The sequence below is a fragment of the Rhizobacter sp. P3_C12 genome (genome assembly GCF_056402735.1).
In genome coordinates this window covers 22,561-41,747 of the sequence record NZ_JBFUGW010000020.1, presented here as the reverse complement: position 1 = coordinate 41,747, position 19,187 = coordinate 22,561, and the positions used below count along the sequence as shown (strand labels likewise).

At 70.9% G+C, this 19,187-nt stretch carries 19 protein-coding genes; 15 read left to right on the top strand and 4 right to left on the bottom strand.

The window, feature by feature from the left end; translation table 11 throughout:
• From AC1DXV_RS05810 to AC1DXV_RS05790, 5 genes are all read left to right on the top strand, one after another.
• On the top strand, nt 1-2,109 hold a 2,109-nt coding region (locus AC1DXV_RS05810), incomplete at its 5' end, for an ATP-binding protein (protein WP_477932821.1).
• 245 nt (nt 2,110-2,354) lie between these two features.
• The gene (locus tag AC1DXV_RS05805; RefSeq protein ID WP_477864288.1) at nt 2,355-4,688 is read left to right on the top strand and encodes a phosphoesterase; all 2,334 of its coding nucleotides are present in this window, start codon (nt 2,355-2,357) and stop codon (nt 4,686-4,688) included.
• Between the two features lie 63 nt (nt 4,689-4,751).
• Entirely contained in the window at nt 4,752-6,122 is a 1,371-nt protein-coding gene (locus AC1DXV_RS05800; protein ID WP_477864287.1) for a cytochrome-c peroxidase, read from the top strand.
• Nucleotides 6,119-6,736 carry a hypothetical protein gene (locus tag AC1DXV_RS05795; RefSeq protein WP_477864286.1) on the top strand — a complete coding sequence of 206 codons (618 nt, stop codon included), beginning with the start codon at nt 6,119-6,121 and terminating at the stop codon, nt 6,734-6,736. The genes AC1DXV_RS05800 and AC1DXV_RS05795 overlap by 4 nt, the downstream gene beginning before the upstream one ends.
• Nucleotides 6,733-7,590, top strand: a complete 858-nt coding sequence (locus AC1DXV_RS05790) for a 2OG-Fe(II) oxygenase (RefSeq protein ID WP_477864285.1) — start codon at nt 6,733-6,735, stop codon at nt 7,588-7,590. The genes AC1DXV_RS05795 and AC1DXV_RS05790 overlap by 4 nt, the downstream gene beginning before the upstream one ends.
• Before the next feature lie 17 nt (nt 7,591-7,607).
• Here the strand turns inward: AC1DXV_RS05790 and AC1DXV_RS05785 are convergent, their stop codons facing one another.
• The gene (locus AC1DXV_RS05785) at nt 7,608-8,135 is read right to left on the bottom strand and encodes a chorismate--pyruvate lyase family protein (RefSeq protein WP_477864284.1); all 528 of its coding nucleotides are present in this window, start codon (nt 8,133-8,135) and stop codon (nt 7,608-7,610) included.
• Nucleotides 8,136-8,162: 27 nt separating this feature from the next.
• Here AC1DXV_RS05785 and pabB point away from each other — a divergent pair, with 27 nt between their 5' ends.
• The 3 genes from pabB (at nt 8,163) to AC1DXV_RS05770 (ending at nt 12,009) form a co-directional block, all read left to right on the top strand.
• Nucleotides 8,163-9,572, top strand: coding sequence for an aminodeoxychorismate synthase component I (gene pabB, locus AC1DXV_RS05780; protein ID WP_477864283.1), 1,410 nt, complete (start codon nt 8,163-8,165; stop codon nt 9,570-9,572).
• A complete protein-coding gene (locus AC1DXV_RS05775) occupies nt 9,569-10,300 on the top strand; it encodes a hypothetical protein (protein ID WP_477864282.1) in 732 nt (243 codons plus the stop codon). The genes pabB and AC1DXV_RS05775 overlap by 4 nt, the downstream gene beginning before the upstream one ends.
• Before the next feature lie 83 nt (nt 10,301-10,383).
• On the top strand, nt 10,384-12,009 hold the full coding sequence (locus AC1DXV_RS05770) for a thioredoxin family protein (RefSeq protein ID WP_477864281.1): 1,626 nt from the start codon (nt 10,384-10,386) through the stop codon (nt 12,007-12,009).
• 18 nt (nt 12,010-12,027) lie between these two features.
• Here the strand turns inward: AC1DXV_RS05770 and AC1DXV_RS05765 are convergent, their stop codons facing one another.
• Both AC1DXV_RS05765 and gstA read right to left on the bottom strand, forming a co-directional pair.
• Entirely contained in the window at nt 12,028-12,348 is a 321-nt protein-coding gene (locus AC1DXV_RS05765) for a hypothetical protein (RefSeq protein ID WP_477864280.1), read from the bottom strand.
• A 116-nt stretch (nt 12,349-12,464) separates the two neighbouring features.
• Nucleotides 12,465-13,070, bottom strand: coding sequence for a glutathione transferase GstA (gene gstA, locus AC1DXV_RS05760; RefSeq protein WP_477932819.1), 606 nt, complete (start codon nt 13,068-13,070; stop codon nt 12,465-12,467).
• Between the two features lie 128 nt (nt 13,071-13,198).
• Here gstA and AC1DXV_RS05755 point away from each other — a divergent pair, with 128 nt between their 5' ends.
• From AC1DXV_RS05755 to AC1DXV_RS05735, 5 genes are read left to right on the top strand one after another with little or no spacing between them, the layout of a single operon-like run.
• On the top strand, nt 13,199-13,567 hold the full coding sequence (locus AC1DXV_RS05755) for a glutaredoxin domain-containing protein (protein ID WP_477864278.1): 369 nt from the start codon (nt 13,199-13,201) through the stop codon (nt 13,565-13,567).
• Nucleotides 13,564-15,054: an alpha/beta hydrolase gene (locus AC1DXV_RS05750; protein ID WP_477864277.1), complete on the top strand. Its 1,491-nt coding sequence runs from the start codon at nt 13,564-13,566 to the stop codon at nt 15,052-15,054. The genes AC1DXV_RS05755 and AC1DXV_RS05750 overlap by 4 nt, the downstream gene beginning before the upstream one ends.
• On the top strand, nt 15,051-15,806 hold the full coding sequence (locus AC1DXV_RS05745; RefSeq protein ID WP_477864276.1) for an ABC transporter ATP-binding protein: 756 nt from the start codon (nt 15,051-15,053) through the stop codon (nt 15,804-15,806). The genes AC1DXV_RS05750 and AC1DXV_RS05745 overlap by 4 nt, the downstream gene beginning before the upstream one ends.
• On the top strand, nt 15,803-16,975 hold the full coding sequence (locus tag AC1DXV_RS05740) for an ABC transporter permease (RefSeq protein ID WP_477864275.1): 1,173 nt from the start codon (nt 15,803-15,805) through the stop codon (nt 16,973-16,975). Before AC1DXV_RS05745 ends, AC1DXV_RS05740 begins: the two co-directional genes overlap by 4 nt.
• A 9-nt stretch (nt 16,976-16,984) precedes the next feature.
• Entirely contained in the window at nt 16,985-17,467 is a 483-nt protein-coding gene (locus AC1DXV_RS05735; protein WP_477864274.1) for a GNAT family N-acetyltransferase, read from the top strand.
• A gap of 28 nt (nt 17,468-17,495) precedes the next feature.
• Here the strand turns inward: AC1DXV_RS05735 and AC1DXV_RS05730 are convergent, their stop codons facing one another.
• Nucleotides 17,496-17,867, bottom strand: a complete 372-nt coding sequence (locus AC1DXV_RS05730; protein WP_047503652.1) for a DUF4902 domain-containing protein — start codon at nt 17,865-17,867, stop codon at nt 17,496-17,498.
• Nucleotides 17,868-18,055: 188 nt separating this feature from the next.
• On the opposite strand from AC1DXV_RS05730, the gene AC1DXV_RS05725 reads away from it, so the two are divergent.
• On the top strand, nt 18,056-18,751 hold the full coding sequence (locus AC1DXV_RS05725) for a helix-turn-helix transcriptional regulator (protein WP_047503655.1): 696 nt from the start codon (nt 18,056-18,058) through the stop codon (nt 18,749-18,751).
• 128 nt (nt 18,752-18,879) lie between these two features.
• The gene (locus AC1DXV_RS05720) at nt 18,880-19,038 is read left to right on the top strand and encodes a hypothetical protein (protein WP_477864273.1); all 159 of its coding nucleotides are present in this window, start codon (nt 18,880-18,882) and stop codon (nt 19,036-19,038) included.
• Nucleotides 19,039-19,187 lie beyond the last annotated feature (149 nt).

Sequence of the window (19,187 nt, the reverse complement as noted above, 5' to 3'; positions counted from 1 at the left end):
GGCACGCACCACTGGCCGGTCGACGAGGCCGGTCGCGTGCGCCCGCGCTGGCCGGCGCGTGGCGACACCGTCGCGCTGCGCCCGTACCTGTCGGTCGTGCAGGCCGCACGCGGCGTGCTGCGCGACGACGCGCTGCGCGAGCAGGTGCAGGGCCGCGCCATCGTGATCGGCGCGAGCGCGGTGCTGAGCGACCGCGTGCAGACGCCGCTCGGCCCGCGCTGGGGGCCGGCCGCGCTCGCGCAGGTGCAGTCGGCGCTGGCCACCGGCGCGCTGTTCGCGCCGCCGCGGCCGCAACTCGATGCGCTGTGGTGGTTGCTCGCGCTGCTGCCCGGCCTGGTCGCGCTGCGGCGCGGCATGCTGCACTCGCATGCCGACCTGGGCTGGAGCGCCGCCACGCTGCTCGCGCTGCTGATGCTCGATGCGGCCGGCGTGCTGTGGCGCTCGCAGCTGTCGAACCTGCTGCCGGTGCTGGTGGTGCCGGTCGGCTTCGCCGCGCTGTCGCACTGGCAGGGCCGGCGCGTGCTGCGCGCCGAGCGGCTGCAGCTGGAGCGCGAGCGCGCCGGTGCCGAGGCGGCGAGCCGCATGAAGAGCGAGTTCCTCGCGCACATGAGCCACGAGATCCGCACGCCGATGAACGCGCTGCTCGGCTCGGCCGAGCTGCTCGCGCAGACCAAGCTCGATGAGCGCCAGGGCCGCCATGTCGCGCTGTTCCAGTCGGCCGGCGCGAGCCTGATGGAGATCCTGAACGACCTGCTCGACCTGTCGAAGATCGAGGCCGGGCTGCTCGAGCTGCACCACCAGCCGTTCTCGCTGGTCGAGCTGGTCGCGAGCCAGACGGTGCTGTTCGAGGCCCGCGCGTCGCAGAAGGGGCTGCGGCTGCTGACGCAGTTCGACCCCGAGCTGCCGGCGGTCGTCAACGGCGACGCGCCGCGCCTCGCGCAGGTGCTGCGCAACCTGCTGGGCAACGCCGTCAAGTTCACGCACCGCGGCAGCGTGACGCTCGCAGTGCACCGGGTGGCGGATGCGCCGGGGGTTCTGCGCTTCGACGTGCGCGACAGTGGCATCGGCATCCCGGCCGACCGGCAGCGCACGATCTTCGAGGCCTTCACGCAGGCCGACAGCGGTGTCGCGCGGGCCTATGGCGGCACTGGGCTGGGCCTGACCATCAGCAGCCGGCTGGTGGCGCTGATGGGCGGGCGCATCGGCGTCGACAGCCGCGAGGGCGAGGGCTCGTGCTTCCACGTCGAGCTGTCGCTGCCCGTCAGCACCGAGGCGCCGGTGACGTTGTGGGCACCCAGCACGCCCGAGCCGGCCGGCATGATGCAGACCTCGCTGCGCATCCTGCTGGCCGACGACAACCCGCAGAACGTGTTGCTGGTGCAGGCCTACCTCGAAGGCGAGGGCCACCGGCTGGACGTGGTGCACGACGGCGCGGCGGCGGTCGAGCGCTTTGCGGCGCAGCCCTATGACCTGGTGCTGATGGACGTGCAGATGCCCGGCATGGACGGCTACCAGGCGACGGCCGCGCTGCGTGCGCTGGAGCGGCGGCGCGGCAGCGCGCCGGTGCCGGTGGTGGCACTGACCGCGAACGCGCTGCCCGACGACGAGCGGCGCAGCCTGCAGGCGGGCTGCCACGCGCACCTGACCAAGCCGTTCTCGCGCGCGCAGCTGCGCCGCGTGATCGCCCGGCTGACCGGCTCGGCGGAGCAGCTCGTGCCGACCGCCCGCCCCGAGATCGCGGCCTTCGCCGACGCGCCGCCGCCGTTGCCGGCGCTGGCCGCCCTGCCCGGCTTCGACCTCGCGACGGCGCTCGCGCGCATGGAAGGCCAGACCGCCCTCTACCTGCGCGTGCTGCAGGCAGCGCGTGATGCGCTCGCGGCGTGGAACGGCCGCTTCGCCACGGCGCAGGCGGCCGGCGACGCGGGGCAGGTGCTGCGGTTGGCGCATGACCTGAAGTCGACGGCAGCGACCCTGGGTGCCGTGCCGTTGGCGACGGCCGCGGCGCAGATGGAAGGCTTGCTGCGCCAGAACGCGCCGGTGCCGCCGGAGGTGCTCGTCGAGATCAAGTCGCAGATGGAGCTGCTGCTGTCGGTGCTGACCGAGCTGTGAAGCACCTCGTTTGCTGAACAGCAAATTCATCGCTTTTGCATAAGTCATGCGTTTTGTGCTGATCTGACGGCGCAGCGCCGACATTCGGCGACACACGCACCCACAAGTACTTTACGAAGGCCCGCACAGCGAGCCGCCATGCGGGTTGGCGCGTGCCGGGGTGGAGATGGAGACGGTTGCTGACACCGATCCGTCATATCGGCTCCCTAGAGTCCGCCGCGCTCACCCACCACCCGGACCCTGCCATGCGAAGCATCATCACCGCACCAGCCTTCTCGACGTCCCGCACCGCCTCGTTGACCCTGCTCGCCGCCGCCGTGCTCGCGGCCTGCGGTGGCAGCGACAGCTCGTCGCCCGCCCCGGCACCTGCGCCCACGCCGACCGTCAGCGGCGTCGTCACCGCGACCAACTTCATCGCCGGCAGCGCCACCGACCCGACCGTCAAGGCCGCGTACTACCAGGGCGCCAAGGTCTGCGTCGACGCCAACGCGAACGGCCTCTGCGAGGCGAGCGAGAACCCGGTCACCACCGATGCCAACGGCAAGTTCACGATCCAGATGGCCACCCAGGCCGCGCTGATCGCCGACATCGGCACCGACGCCGTCAACACCGCGAGCGGCGCCCAGGTCGCCAGCCGCGACGTGCTGCGCGCCTCGCTCGACCAGGTCGTCGAGCAGGCCGGCGGCACGATCGTGATCAGCCCGCTGTCGTCCGAAGTGCTCCGCACGATGGAGGCCAACGGCAGCACCTACGCCGCCGAGAAGCAGAACCTGGCCGACCGCATCGGCGTGACCGCGGCCCACCTGCTGGCCGATGTCAACACCCTCAGTGGCAACAACAGCGGCACCGAGCAGGCCGCGATGCTCGCCGAAGCCAAGGTGCTGGACAACCGCTTCACCTTCGCGATCACCAAGCTCGACCGCGGCGACCTGTACCCCGATGCGCTGGCCGTCGCCGGCGGCGACCCGCGACTGACCGGCGCCGCGAACGTGACGCAGGCCACCGCGCCGACCGCGGCCGACACGCGCGCCAAGATCACCTTCGCGCAGGCCGAGCAGGCCGCGTTCAACCTCGAAGGCATCCCGCGCTACGACAACGTGTTCGTCGTGATGCTCGAGAACAAGGCCACCTCGTCGATCGCCGGCTCGGCCTTCGCACCCAAGATCAACGCGCTGCTGAAGGCCGGCAACCAGCTGACCTCGTACTACGCGACCGGCAACCCCAGCGAGCCGAACTACACCGCGCTCGGCGGCGCCGACGACTTCGGCATCACCGACGACAGCCAGTGGAACTGCGATGCCACCGGCGACAACGCCGTCAAGGACCTGCCGCTGCCGGACAAGACCCAGACCGGCCTGCAGAACTCGCCGTTCGCCGCCACCTGCACGCAGACTGTCGGCGTCAACCACAACATCACCGCGCCGAACCTGTTCAACGCGCTGAGCGCGGCCGGCCTGACCTGGCGCACCTACAACGAGTCGATGAACCCGGGCCAGGACTACCGCACCGACAGCGTGGCCGATGCCGCGGTGGTCGCCGCCGACCACGTGTACGCGCCGGGCACGCTGGCCGGCAACACCGCGCAGATCGGCACCACCAACCTGAGCCTGCCGATGCCGGCCGGCCTGTACAAGACCAAGCACCACCCGGGCATGGCCTACCAGAACGTGCGCAGCGCGCCGGAGTGGAAGTACAGCAACCGCACGATGGGCGGCGGCCAGTGGGATGCAGTGCTGAAGAGCGGCAGCGCCTACGCCGTGCCCGCGAACTACGACGCGGACCAGCTCGGCACCGACCTCGCGAGCGGCAACGTCGGCGCGCTGAACTTCCTGGTGCCCGACCAGTGCGACGACATGCACGGCATCACCGTCAAGGGCGACGTGGCCGGCGGCGCCGCCGGCGTCACCGCGAGCGACTGCGCCAGCGTGGCCAACAACGTGCCGGTGGCCACCGGCGGCAACATCATCGCGCGCGGCGACAACTACGTCGACGCGCTGGTCAAGCGCATCCAGGCCTCGCCGATCTGGAAGAACCCGAACCGCCGCGTGGCCATCGTGCTGATGTTCGACGAAGGCAATGCGACCAGCGGCTTCAACTCCTGCTGCGGCTGGAACGTGGCCAACAGCGCCGTGGCCAAGCCGCTGAAGCAGAACGCCGACGGCAGCTTCTCGCCGGATGCCACGATCAACAACTACACGCGCGGCAACCGCGGCCACGGCCAGAGCATCTTCGGCATCCTGAGCAACCAGGCGTCGGCGCCGAAGGGCGTGAGCGACAGCGACGCCTACAGCCACTTCTCGCTGGTGCGCACCTTCCAGGACATGTTCCAGCTCGCCGACCCGGCGGTGGACGGCTCGTACATGAACCGCTCGAAGTACACCGAGCACTTCATCGCGGCCAACATCATGAACCTGCCCGAGTTCGCCGGCAGCGCCGACACCCACTTCGACGCGGTGCGGCCGATCAACCACGCCTTCGTCGCGCCGGCCTCCTACACGGCCAAGCAATCGGCCGACGTGACGACCGCGGCGCAGGTCGGGCCGGACAGCCAGCAGACCGGCGTCTGGTCGTTGAAGTAATCGTTGTCGCAACGCAGTACTGCTGACGGCCACGGCAAACCCGTGGTCGTCGGCCGCTCCACCATGCACACCACCCTGCTCCACCGGGCCGCGGCACTGACCGCGGCCTTCGCATTGGCCACGACGCTGGCCGCCTGCGGCGGGCGCAACGCGCCGGCCGAGGCGACGGCCGCCGCCTCTGCGCCCTCACCCTCACTCACCGCCGCCACCAGCGCGCTCAGCCTGGCCGCCCAGGTCGGCGAGAAGATGTTCATCGACACCTCGCTGTCCGGCTCCGGTCAGATGGCCTGCGCCAGCTGCCATGACCCGAAGAACGCGCACGCTCCGACCAACGACCTCGCGGTGCAGGCCGGCGGCGCCGACCTGAAGGCCCACGGCACGCGCGCCGTGCCGTCGCTGCGCTACAAGGAGGTCACGCCGCCGTACGCCGACCTGCTCGACAACCCCGACGGCATCAGCGTGCCCGGCCCGGGCGGCGGTTTCGCGTGGGACGGTCGCGCGCCGACACTCGCCGCGCAGGCGCAGATGCCGCTGCTGGCCGCCAACGAGATGGCGAATGCCGATGCGGCCGCGGTGGTCGCGAAGCTGGAGGCCGGCCCCTATGCGGAGCTGTTCCGGCAGGCCTTCGGCGCCGGCGTCTTCGACGACACCACCGCCGCGTTCACGAAGGCCGGGCTCGCACTGCAGGCCTACCAGCTGGAGGACCGCAGCTTCCACCCGTACTCCAGCAAATACGACCTGTACGCCGCCAACAAGCTCGGCGGCACGCTGACGCCGGCCGAGGTGCGCGGCTTCAAGGTCTTCGCCGATCCGAAGGTGGGCAACTGCGCCTCGTGCCACTACCAGGGTGCCGGGCTGAACGGCAGCTCGGCGCTGTTCACCGACTTCTCGTACGAGGCGATCGGCGTGCCGCGCAACACGGCGATCCCGGAGAACGCCGACCCGGCCTACGCCGACATCGGCCTGTGCGGCCCGCTGCGCAGCGACCACCCACCGGCCGCAGGCAACACCTTCTGCGGCATGGTGAAGGCACCGACGCTGCGCAACGTGGCAACGCGCCACGCGTTCTTCCACAACGGCGTGATGCACTCGCTGGAGCAGGTGATCCGCTTCTACAACACACGCGACACCTGGCCGGAGATCTGGTACCCGACGGTCGGCGGCAAGCCCCGCGCCAAGCCCGATGCGAGCTTCCCGGGCTACGGCCTCGTCACGACGCAGTACGCTGGCGGCAAGGTGAAGAAATACGACGACCTGCCGCCGCAGTTCGTCGCCAACATCGACACCCAGATGCCGCTGGACGGCCGCCAGGCCCACAGCGCGCCGCCGATGAGCGAGCAGAACGTCGCCGACCTGATCTGCTTCCTGAACACGCTGACCGACGGCTACCAGCCGCCCGCCTCGGCCCCGACCACCGGACCCTGCACGCAATGAACACCCTCTCGCTTCGACTGCTCGCCCTGATGGGCGCCGTGCTCGCGATCGCCGGCTGCCACCCGGCCCCCGACCAGGCCACCTTCACGGCCGCGATGAACACCTACCTCGCCCGGCGCGGCGACCTGTGCCTGGGCAAGTCCGCCTGGCCGATCGACGTGACGCAGCACGAGATCGATGTCGGCGGCCGCAACGCACGGCAGATGCCGCCGCTGGAGCGGCTGGGCCTCGTCAGCGCCAGCGTCGCCGAGGTCGTGGTCGACGACGAGGGCACGAAGCACGCGATGAAGGTGCGCCGCTTCGAGCTCACCGAGGCCGGCAAGCGCTACCTGGTGCAGCGCGATGCGAAGACGCGCGATTTCTGCGCCGCGCACCTGGCGCTGGATCGCGTCGTCGGCTGGAAGCTCGACCGCGGCGAGCGCGGCCCCGACACCCATGCGCTCGTGACCTACACCTACCGCATCGCCGCCGCGCCGTGGACCGGCGACAGCGAGATCCAGCAGGTGTTCCCGGTGGTGGCCGGCATGGTGCGCGGGGCCGGCACGACCCAGCTGGAGGAGAACTTCGTGCGCACCGAGCGGGGCTGGGTCGCGGTGGACCTGTTGGGCACATGAGCAGCGCAGCCCTGCAACTGCGCTTCGCGCCAGCGCTCGGCGACTGGGTCGCGCAGCACCTGGCGCAAGGGCAGCCGCCGGCCGCGCTGGTCGACGCGATGTCCGAACGCCAGGTGGCACCGGACGCGGCCCGGGCCATCGTCGACGCGTTCGTGCGGGCGCGCGAGCGCGGCATGCCTTTGCCGATTGACACGATCGATGCGGTGGCGCCGCGTGCGCGGCTGGCCGACGGACCGGTGATCGCGGCAGGCGACCGCCGCATTCGCGTCGCGATGCGCACCGATGCGCCGGCGCTCGCGGTGCTGCAGGGCGTGCTGGACGCCGACGAGTGCGAGGCGTTGATCGCACTCGCCCGGCCGCGCCTGAAGCCGTCGACCCTGGTCGACCCGATGAGCGGGCGCGATGTGCAAAGCGGCCTTCGCGCCAGCCTGGGCATGTTCTTCCGGCCCGCCGAGACGCCGTTGATCGAGCGGCTGGACAGCAGGCTCGCGGCGCTGATGGGGCTGCCCGCGTCGCACGGCGAAGGCCTGCAGCTGCTGCACTACCCGGCCGGCACCGGCAGCGCGCCGCACTTCGACTTCCTGCAGCCGGTCAACGAGGCCAACCGCGCGTCGATCGCGCGCAGCGGCCAGCGCATCAGCACGCTGGTGTGCTACCTGAACGACGTGGCCGGCGGCGGCGAGACCGACTTTCCGCAGCGCGGCCTGCAGGTGACACCGCAGCGCGGCCACGCGGTGTACTTTGAGTACGACGGGCGGGACGAGCGCTCGCTGCATGCGAGCTGGCCGGTGCTGGCCGGCGAGAAGTGGGTGGCGACGAAGTGGATGCGCGAGCGGCCGTTCATCTCCCAATAGCGGTCAGCCCCTAGCGATCAGCCAGTGACCGGCTCGGCCTGCGGCAGCATCGCGCCGCGAAACACCTCGAAGATCAGCATCAGCGGCCCCTCGGGCGTGACGATGCGGTAGGCCCGGCTCGCCCGCGGATCCGGCAGGCCGACCACCTTCCAGAGCCCCGCTTCGAGCGCCGGTTCGCTCTCGATCGCCTGGCGCTGCACGAACAGGCGCGCCAGCAGGTGGCCGATCGGCGCGGCGCCTTCGTCGAGGCCGCGCAGGAACCAGTCCGGCACCGCATCGAGCCGCGTGTACGACAGGTTGTCCATCAGCACGCGGCCGCCGGCCACCAGGCTCGTCACGCGCTCCAGCCAGGCCGTGCCGCCCAGCTGCTCGGCCACGCTGCGCGGCACCTCGGCCGTGCGGTGCTGGTGGTGCAGCATGATCTGCACCGGCAGGCCGCACATCGCCGAGCAGGTGCGCGTGGTGGAGCCGTCCTGCGCCAGCAGCAGCCGGCGCAGCGGCTCGTGCCGTGCCGCCGGGGGGAAGATTTGCCGCTCTACACTCATGCGCCCTGTGTCCTGTGCGTGTACTGCGTGGCCGATTCGAAGTCGACGATCCTACCCCTGACGCTCTCCGGCCGGCCACAGGATCTGTGCGCCCGGCTGCTCGCCGCCGGCCCGGCCGCGCTGCTGGAAAGCAGCAAGGCCATGCCCGGGCTGTCCGGCTGGTCCTACCTGGCCGGCCCGCCGGCCGCGCTGCTGGAGACCGATGCGCACGGCACCTGGCTGCGCGATGCGCAGGGGCAGGTGCTGCAGCGGTGGGCCGATCCGTTCGATGCGCTGCGCGAGCTGCTGACCCGCACTGCAGCGCCGGCCACCGGGCGCCCCGCCGGGCTGGACTTCGCCGGCGGCTGGCTCGGCTGGCTCGGCTACGACCTCGCGCGCCACGTGGAACGGCTGCCGGTGCACGCCGCCGCCGACCCGGACCTGCCCGCGTTGCGGCTGCAGCTGTGCGACCAGGTGCTCGCCTACGAACACGCGACGCAGCGCTGGTACGACGCCCGCCTGCAGCTGCCCGGCCTGCTGCCGCCGCGCGACGAGGTGCACGCCGCCACGCTCGCCCGCGCCGCCGGGCCGATGCCCGCGGCCACGCAGTTCCGTGCCGGCGAGATGCACTCGCGCACGCCGGCCCCGCGCTACCTGCAGCAGGTGCGCGAGGTGCTCGCGCTGATCGCGCAGGGTGACATCTTCCAGGCCAACCTGTCGCACCGCCTCGAAGGCGATTTCGAGGGCGACCCGTTCGCGCTGTACCGCCGGCTGACCGCGCTGAACCCGGCGCCGTTCTCGGCCTACCTGCCGCTGCCGGACGGCGCGATCGCGAGCGTCTCGCCCGAGCGCTTCCTGCGGCTCGACGGCCGCGAGGTGAGCGCGCGCCCGATCAAGGGCACGCGCGGGCGCGGCGCCGATGCGCAGGCCGATGCGCAACAGCGTGCCGCGCTGGCCGCGAGCCCCAAGGACCGCGCCGAGAACCTGATGATCGTCGACCTGATGCGCAACGACCTGGGCCGCGTCGCGCAGGTCGGCAGCGTGCGCGTCGACGGCCTGTTCGAGATCGAGGCGCACCCGAGCGTGTTCCAGATGGTCTCGACGGTGCGCGCGCGGCTGCGCGACGGCGCCGGCACCGCCGAGCTGCTGCGCGCCTGCTGGCCGCCCGGCTCGATGACCGGCGCACCCAAGGTGCGCGCGATGGAGATCATCGAGGCGATCGAGCCGCTGCGGCGCGGGCCGTACGCCGGCGCGATCGGCTACTTCGATGCGGCCGGCGGGATGGACCTGTCGGTCGTGATCCGCACCGCGGTCGTGCACGGCCGGCGGGTGATGGTGCAGGTGGGCGGCGCCGTGGTCGCCGACTCCGACCCGCGCGAGGAACTCGACGAGACGCTGGCCAAGGGCCGGCTGCTGTTGCACGCCCTGCGCGAGGGATCGACACTCCCGCTGCAATGAACGAGGCGACCCCCTTGCTGACCGGCGTGCACCGCCGCCGCCTGCGCGAGGTCTGGCGTTCGGCCGGCTGGCCGTGCCAGGACCTGGTCGAGGTCGAGCTGCTGTTCCTCGGCCTGCTCGAGCGGGTGCGGCAGGTGTCGGGCCACGAGACGCTGCGCGTCACCGAGGCCGGCATCGCGGTGCTGGCCGAGACGCTGCAGCGCAACCGCGCGCGCCGCGATGCGCACGAGCAGTTGGTCGAGCGCGTCGCGCGCGAGATGACGCGCGCCGGCCGCCTCGCCTGGCGCGGGCTGTCGCTGCGCGCGAAGGTCGACGAGGGCTGGGTGATGGCGATGCCCGACGTGTTCTCGATCCGCCACACCACCGTCGAGGCCTACCTGGAACCGATCGTCCACGAGGTCAAGGTGCATCGCAGCGACCTGTTGTCGGACCTGCGCCGCGCCGCCAAGCGAGCGGCCTACCTGCAGCTGAGCAGCGAGTGCTGGTACGTGCTGGCCGACGGCATCGCGCAGGCCGACGAGATCCCGCCCGAGTGCGGTGTGCTGGTGGCGCGCGGCGGCGCGCTCGAGGTCGAGCGGCCCGCGCCGCGGCGGCCGATGCGCATGCCCTTCCACCTGTGGATGGCGCTCGCGCGCGCCACGCCGCTGGAGGGCTGGCGCGACGAGGACGCGCAGGCGCAGCTGGGGGCTCCGCCTTTGCCGCCGGACGCTTCGTTGCCGGGCGAATAAGGTCGGCCGGATTTCGAGGATCACCCCTCGCGGAGGCGCCCCAGGATGCGCCACACTGTGCGTCTTGCGCCCGGGAGATGCCCATGAGAACCCACCTGCCCCTCGCGATCCTGACCCTGCTGGCCGTCCTGGCCGCCTGCTCGCGGCAGGAAGCGCCACCGCCGCCCGCCACTGCCACTGCCGCGGCCCCCGCCGTCAGCGCCGCGAGCGCGCCGCACGACGCCCCCGAGAAGCCCGGCATTGCCTGGCGCCAGGCCGCGAGCGACGCCGATGTCGACGCCGCCTTCGCCGACGCGAAGACCGCGAACAAGCCGGTCTTCGTCTACTGGGGCGCCAAGTGGTGCCCGCCGTGCAACCAGGTCAAGGCCACGCTGTTCAACCGGCAGGATTTCATCGAGCGCTCGCGCGCCTTCGTGCCGGTCTACATCGACGGCGACAGCCCCGGCGCGCAGAAGCTGGGCACCCGCTTCGCGGTACGCGGCTATCCGACGATGGTGCTGTTCAACCCGGCCGGCGCCGAAGTGACCCGCCTGCCCGGCGAGGTCGATGCCGCCCAGTACACGCAGGTGCTGACGCTGGGCATCAGCGCGCAGCGGCCGGTGAAGGCGGTGCTGGCCGATGCGCGCGCCGGCAGCAAGGGCCTGTCGGCCAACGACTGGAAGCTGCTCGCGTTCTACTCGTGGGAGACCGACGAGCAGCAGGTGCTGCCGAAGGCGCAATCGGTGGCGGTGCTGCGCCAGCTCGCGCAGGGCTGCCCCGCCGACCAGCCGGAGACGGCCCAGCGGCTGCTGCTGAAAGCCTTGATGGCCGGAGATGCCGCCGAGGTGAAGGCGACACCGGCCGACCGCGAGCGCGTGCTCGCGCTGCTGGCCGATCCGGCCGCCGCCCGCGCGCAGATGGACGTGCTGACCGTCAGCGCCGCCGACCTGGTGCGCGTGCTGTCGGCCGCGAAGACGCCGCAGCGCACGCAGCTGCTGACCGCCTTCGACGGGACGCTGAAGGGGCTGCAGGCCGATGCCACGCTGTCGCGCGCCGACCGGCTGACCGCGCTGATCGCACGCGTCGACCTGGCCCGCATCGACGCCCCGAAGGACGCGACGCCGGCGATGCCCGAGGCGCTGCTGGCCGAGGTGCGCGAGCTGGCCGCGCGCTCCGACCGCGAGATCACCGACGGCTACGAGCGCCAGGCCGTGATCACGAGCGCCGCCGACATGCTGGAGATGGCCGGGCTGCTGGACGAATCGGATGCGCTGCTGAAGGCCAACCTCGCGAAGAGCCATTCGCCGTACTACCTGATGCTGGGCCTCGCCGCCAACGCGAAGAAGCGCGGCGACAAGGCCGGTGCGCTGCACTGGTACGAGGAATCGTTCGACAAGAGCGAGGGCCCGGCCACGCGCCTGCAATGGGGGGCGCGCTACCTGGCGGCGCTGGTCGACCTGTCGCCGCAGGACGATGCGCGCATCGAGCGCGCCGCGCAGCAGCTCTTCAAGGAAGCGGAGCAACCGGGCGCCTTCTACGAGCGCAGCGCCCGCTCGCTGCAACGCGCCGGCGACAAGCTGCTGGCCTGGCAGCGCACGCCCGGCCACGGCCCGGCGTTCAAGCGGCTGCAGGCGCAGCTCGACGGCGTGTGCCAGCAGCTGCCGGCCGGCGACAGCCAGCGCACCACCTGCGATGCCCTGCTGAAGCCGGCGCCGAAGAAGACGGTCTGAATCGCGCCCGGCAAGACGCTACTTCTTGCGAGATCCGAGCTGCAGCTCGTAGCGAGCGCCCTTGTCGCGATCGGCGAACTGCAGCGTATCGCCTTGCCACGCATAGTCGGCACTGAACTCGTCGAGCTGCATGCCGCCCTGCTTCAGCACGACATCGAGCTGGCTGCTGTGCAGCTTCAGCTGGTAGACGATGTCGCTGAGCTGGACACGCACGCGCTGGCCGCTGCGCCAGTCGACCTGCGCCGGGCCGCAGCTGGGCGCGGCGTCCGACAGCGCCACGCACAGCTGCGCCTCGTAGCGGCCGGGCGCCGGGGCGGCCTGCGCGCTGATTGCGAACACGGCACACAACCCAGCGGCGGCCGCGGAACCGGCTTTGCCGGGCCGCTGGCGGCGCCCCCTTGAGGGGGAGAGGGCGCCAGCCCGAGGGGGCCCGCCGAAGGTGCTTCGGGGGTGGGTCACACCAAGCCTTCCGCCTTCAGGGCGTCCTGGACGGCGGGTCTCGCGCCAACCCGGGCCACGTACGCCGTCACATTCGCCAGCCCGCCGATCTCGACACCCACGCGCGGCGCCCAGCGGCTCACGGTGTAGAGGTAGGCGTCGGCGATGCTGAAGTGCTCGCCCATCAGGTAGGCCTTGCCGCTCAGCTGCCCGTCGATCCACGCGAAGCGGCCTTGCACCTTGCTGCGCATCACCGCCTTCGCCTCTTCCGGCATCGCCGGGTTGAACAGCACGCCGAAGCCCTTGTGCAGCTCGCTGGTGATGAAGTTCAGCCACTCCTGCACGCGGTAGCGCAGCATCGTGCCGTTGGCCGGCACCAGGTTCTTCGTCGGCACCTGGTCGGCGAGGTACTGCAGGATCGCCGGGCCCTCGGTCAGCCGCTCGCCGGTGTCGAGCTCGAGCAGCGGCACATAGCCCTTCGGGCTGATCGTGTAGTAGTCGGTGCCGTCGGCGAGCTGGTGCGTCTTGGTGCTGGCCAGCACCGGCTCGAACGCGAGGCCGGCCTCGCGCAGCACGATGTGGGGCGACAGAGAGCAGGCGCCGGGGCTGTAGTAGAGCTTCATGGTGAGCCTTCGTCGGGAGTGGCGGACCCGGTATTACACAGCGGGCGGGCCACCGGCGCCATCGGGGCCGAGGAGGTGCCCGTGTCGGCTAATCTCCCGCCTTTGCACCGAAGTGCACTGGAGCCTGCATGCCGCGCCAAGTCCTTGAAGAATTCCGATTGCACCCGGCGATCCGCGAGAAGGTCGCGACGCTGAACGCGGACATCGTCCACAACGTGCAGGCGGCCGCCGCCTCGAACCCGGTGCTGGTGGTCGGCATGGCGCAGAACCCGCACTGCCGCGGCGTGCGCCGGGCGCTCGAAGCCGCCGGCGTCGCACACCACTACCTGGAGTACGGCAGCTATTTCAGCCTGTGGCGGCGCCGCGCGGCGCTGAAGATGTGGACCGGCTGGCCGACCTTCCCGATGGTGTTCGTCAAGGGCACGCTGGTCGGCGGCCAGACCGACGTGCAGCGGCTGATCGACAGCGGCGAGCTGAAGCGGCTGCTGGGCGAATGACGCGCACGCTGCTTGTTGCGGTGCTGACCGCGGCGCTGGCTGCCCTGCTCGGCGTGGCGGCTGTGCCGGCCCGCGCCGCCGACGAGGCGACGACACCGTGCCGCGTGGCCGGCCTGCGCAACGAGGTGCGCTGCGGCCAGGTGCGGCGGCCGCTCGACCCGGCGCGCCCGGCCGGGCCGCAGATCGACGTGCACTACGTCGTCGTGCCGGCGATGGCCCGCCGCAAGCTGCCCGACCCGGTGTTCCTGCTGGCCGGCGGGCCGGGCCAGAGCGCGATCACGCTGGCTGGCAGCGTGATGCCGCTGTTCCAGCGCCTGAACAACCGGCGCGACATCGTGTTCGTCGACCAGCGCGGCACCGGACGCTCGGCACCGCTCGACTGCGAGGACGAGTCGAAGCGCGAGGCCGCACTCGCCGACGAGGCCGACCCGGCGCGGCAGTTCGCCCGCATGGCCGCGTGCCGCGACCGGCTCGCCACGCGCGCGCCCCTCACCGCGCCGGCCGACCTCGGCTTCTTCACGACCACGCTCGCGATGCAGGACCTCGATGCCGTGCGCGCGCAGCTGGGCGCTCCACGCATCAACCTGCTCGGCGCGTCGTACGGCACGCGCGCCGCGCTGGAGTACCAGCGGCAGTTTCCGGACCGGCTGCGGCGCAGCGTGCTCGACGGCGTCGCGCCGGCCGACATGGTGCTGCCGGTCAGCTTCTCGACCGACGGCCAGCAGGCCTTCGACGCACTGCTCGCCGCCTGCGAGGCCGAGGCCGGGTGCACACGCGCGCACCCGACGCTGCGCGCCGACTGGAAGGCGCTGCTCGCCGGCCTGCCGCGCGAGGTCAGCGCGGCCCACCCGCTCACCGGCCGCATCGAGCGTTTCACGCTGACGCGCGAGATGGTGCTGGGCGCGGTGCGCGGCACGCTGTATGCGCCGTGGATCGCCGCCGCGCTGCCGACGGCGCTGCACGAGGCGGCGCAGGGCCGCGTCGACGGCCTGGTCGGGCTCGGCGGGCTGCTGGGGGCGCGCAAGGGCATGGGCCTCGCGATGGGCATGCATTTCAGCGTCGTCTGCGCAGAGGATGTGCCGCGGATGGCGCAGGCCACCGACCCGCCCGGCGCCGACTTCGGCCGTACGCTGGGCACGCTGTACGAGCGCGTCTGCGCCACCTGGCCGCGCGGTGCGGTGCCCGAGGCGTTCTACCGCCTGTCGGCCAGCGCGACCCCGGTGCTGCTGCTCAGCGGCGGGCTCGACCCGATCACCCCGCCGCGCCATGCGGACCGCGTCGCGCGCGCGCTGGGCGCGCAGGCGCGCTCGGTGGTGGTGCCGAATGCCGGCCACGGCGTGATGGGCGTGGGCTGCGCGCGCGACCTGATCCAGCGCTTCATCGACGCGGCCGACGATGAAGTGGCGCTCGCGCTCGACACGACCTGCCTGGTCGCGGTGCCGCGCCCGCCGGCCTTCGTCCCCTTGCAGACCGGAGCGACGCCATGATCCACATCGACCACGTCGCGAAGCGCTTCACCGCCGCGCGCGGGCGCAGCGTGCAGGCCGTCGCCGACGTGCACCTGCACGCCCCCGACGGCTGCATCACCGGCCTGCTCGGGCCGAACGGCGCCGGCAAGACGACGACGCTGCGCATGCTGGCCGGGCTGATCACGCCGGACGCCGGCCGGCTCGCCGTCGACGGCCTGGACGTCGCGACGCAGCCGCAGGCGGCGCTGGCGCGCATGGGCGTGCTGGCCGATGCGCGCGGGCTGTCGCCACGCCTCAGCGCGCGCGAGAACATCGTCTACTACGGCCGGCTGCAGGGGCTCTCGCGCGACGCGGCCCAGGCGCGCGCCGAGGCGCTGGCCGAATCGCTGGACCTGAAGGCGCTGCTGGAACGCCGCACCGACGGCTTCAGCCAGGGAGAACGCATGAAGACCGCATTGGCCCGTGCGCTGGTGCACGACCCGGCGAACATCGTGCTCGACGAGCCGACCAACGGGCTGGACGTGCTCGCGACGCGCGCACTGCGCGAGGTGCTGCGCCACCTGCGCAGCCCGGCCGGCGGCGGCAAGTGCATCGTGTTCTCGACGCACATCATGCAAGAGGTGGAACGGCTGTGCGACAGCGTCTCGGTGGTGTCGCACGGGCGCACCGTCGCCAGCGGCACGGTGGGCGAGCTGCTCGCGCAGACCGGCGAGCAGGATTTCGAGGAGGCGTTCGTGAAGCTCGCTTTCGCTGACGAGCTCGCGGCATGAGCGGCCTGTCGTTGTTGCTGATCGTGCTGCGCAAGGAACTGGCCGATGCGCTGCGCGACCGCCGCACGCTGATCGTGGTGCTGATCTCGAGCGTGCTGCTCGGGCCGCTGGTGCTGGTCGCGCTGTCGGGCCTGATCGCGACGCTGGAGGCGCAGGCCGAGAAGCGCGAGGTGGTCGTGTCGGGCATCGAGCATGCACCGGCACTGCGCAACTTCATCGAGCGGCAGAGCTACGTCGTGACGCCGGCACCGGCCGACTACGAAGCGAAGCTGCGCGCGCAGAAGCTCGGCGATCCGGTGCTCGTGGTGCCGCCCGGCTTCGAGGCCGCGCTGCTGCGTGGCGAGCAGCCGGCGCTGCAGATCGTCTCCGACACCGGCAACAAGGCGGCCGAGGCCGGTGCCGGGCGCGTGCAGCGGCTGCTCGCGGCCTATGCCCGCGAGCGCGGCGCGCTGAGCCTGGCGCTGCGCGGCGTCTCACCCCAGCTGCTGGAGCCGATGCAGGTCGAGGAGCGCGATCTCGCGAGCGCCCAGGGCCGTGCTGCCCAGCTCACCGGCATGCTGCCATTCTTCGTGATCATGGCCGTGGTCTACGGCGCGCTGAACGCCGCGCTGGACACCACGGCCGGCGAACGCGAGCGGGGATCGCTGGAGCCCTTGCTGGCCAACCCGGCGCCGCGCTGGGCGCTGGTCGGCGGCAAGTGGGGGGCGGTGTTCGCGCTCGCGATGCTGATCGCGGTGCTGTGCTGCCTGAGTTTCCTGCCGGCGCAGTGGCTGCTGCGCAGCGACACGCTGCAGGCGATGTTCCAGTTCGGCTGGGTCGAGGCGATGCTGTTCATCGCGTTGCTGCTGCCGCTGGCGGCGGCGTTGTCGGCGCTGCTGATGGCGGTGGCGATCCGCTGCAAGACCTTCAAGGAGGCCCAGGCGAACAGCACGGTGGTGGTGCTCGCGGCCTCGCTGCTGCCGCTGATGACGCTCTTCAACCAGGGTGGCGAAGCCTGGTGGCACGCCTGGGTGCCCGGCCTCGCGCAGTTCACGCTGATGACGCGCGTGCTGAAGGGCGAGGCGCTGGCGATGCAGCCGGTGGCGGTCTCGCTGGCCGTCTGCACGGTGCTGACGGTGGTGAGCGTCGTCTTCGTGGCGCGCCACCTGCGCGCCGCGGCGGTTCGATAGCATGCGGGGATGAGCACTCCACCCCTGTCCCTCGACGCGCTGCAGTGGCGCTTCTGCCGCTTCGACGAACTCACGCTGCGCGAGCTGCACGACATCTACATGACGCGCCAGCAGGTCTTCTCGGTCGAACAGAACTGCGCCTACCTCGATGTCGACGGCCATGACGAGGCGGCCTGGCACCTCGCCGCGTGGCTGCCCTCGCAGCGCCAGCCGTTCGCGTATGCCCGCTTGCTGCCGCCCGGCGCGAAGTACCTGGAGCCGTCGATCGGCCGCGTGATCACCAGCGAGGCGGCGCGCGGCCTGGGTCTGGGCCGCGAACTGGTGCGGCGCGCGATCGCGCACGCGCGCGAAGTGCTGCCGGAGCACGGGATCCGCATCTCGGCGCAGTCGCGGCTGGAGGCCTTCTATGCGGGCTTCGGGTTCGTGGTGGTCGGCGAGCGCTACCTGGAAGACGGCATCCTGCACACCGAGATGGTGCTCGCCGCCGGCTGAATCGGGGGTGCGGCCCTCAGGCCGCAGGTCAGGCCGCGCGGTCCAGCGCCCGCTGCACCTCGTTCTGCCACGGCAGCGTGTGCACGATCTCGTTGAGCCGCATCGCCACTTCCATGCCGCTCAGCTTCTCGCCGCCGGCGCCGAGCAGCTGCAGGTTGGTGATCAGGCCGAGCGGATCGGCCATCGCGACGATGCCCTGCTCGAGCTGCACCCAGTCCCACGCCACGCCGGCCGCGCCTTCGGAGAGCGGCCCGCCCCACAGCGTCTGGCCGGTGCTCGGTCCGTCATCGTCACCAGGATTCAACACGCGTGTGCCCAAATGCACGAAGTGAAGATCAGGGGTGCTGTCTGCCTGCCACTTGACGGGCGGCCAGGCGTAGATGGTCCATGCAGGCGTCATAGCGGTTGATCGTGTTGATCCCTGAGTTTTGTGATTGGCCAATAATGTGGTCAAGTCACGGTCGCGCCTAGCTGTAAACCTTGCCAGCTGTAATCTCTGTCAGCTGTAAGACCTGTCAGGGTCGCTTGAGGTAGTGAGGCCGGAGCAAACGGTTGCGAGGTGAGAGGACCATGCTGCAAGGTGGGTACATGTCGGTGCTGCAAGCTGGAACCCGCGAGGAGTTCCAGGGCGAGATCGTTCGCTTTGCACAGCAACTCGGGTTCGAGAAAGTCAGCGCCATCACGGTCATCGACCATTTCCTGGGCGACCCGGAATTCATCGCTGTCGACAATGCGCCCTCGGCGTACCGGGATTCGTTCGAGGAGGTGGGCAATGGCCGCACCGACCCGGTGATGCAGCATTGCAAGCGACAAAGCGTTCCCATCATCTGGGACCAGAAGACGTACACCTCGGTGGGCCAGGGCGAGAAGTGGGAGCAGCAAGCCCGTTTCGGCTATTCGCACGGCATCGGGCTGACGTTGCATCTGCCTGACGGCAAGCACTTCATGTTCGGTGTCGAGCGGGACCAGCCGCTGCCGACGGATCGTCAGGAGCTGACGCGCATCGTCGCCGACCTGCAACTCTTCACCGTGCACGCCTACGAGACCGCATCGCGCATTCTCATCCCCACGGCCCAGGAGCCAGGGACGTCGCCACTCACGCCACGCGAGGTCGAAACCTTGCGTTGGACGATGGATGGCAAGACCGCGTGGGAGGTCGGCAACATCCTCGGTATCAGTGAGCGAACTGCTGTACTGCATGTGAACAATGCAATGCACAAGCTCGGCTGCGTCAACAAGCATCAGGCCGTCTTGAAGGCCTTGCGCATGGGTCTGATTCGTTGAGTTTTGCACTGCCTGAACTTGGCGTGCAGCGATACCTGTAAGAGCTGACAGTTACCGCAAACGAGGGGGGCTGCTGCAATAGAGCCAGTGCACGAGTTGGCGTGCACGCAGCAAGCCAGGAGCTCCTCATGCAACAAGCAATCGCACTGATCCCCTCGACGCAATCGAACGACAAGGCTCGTTTCGAAACCGATTCGAAGATCGTTCGCAATGAGCCCGTCGTTCTCGACAGCAAGTTGCTGCGTTTGATCAGCGGCGGCACCGACCAGCCGAACAAGACTTGGTGAGATTCCTGGACGCGAGTCCAGTCGTTAGTGTGTGACCGTAGTAAAAGTTGATCGAGCAGTGGTCGGGCGCTCCAGATTCCCGGGATCACTGCAACGAACTCAGCGGAGGAAGTAGTAAATCGAAGAGGAACCCGTGAGCGGCTGTCACC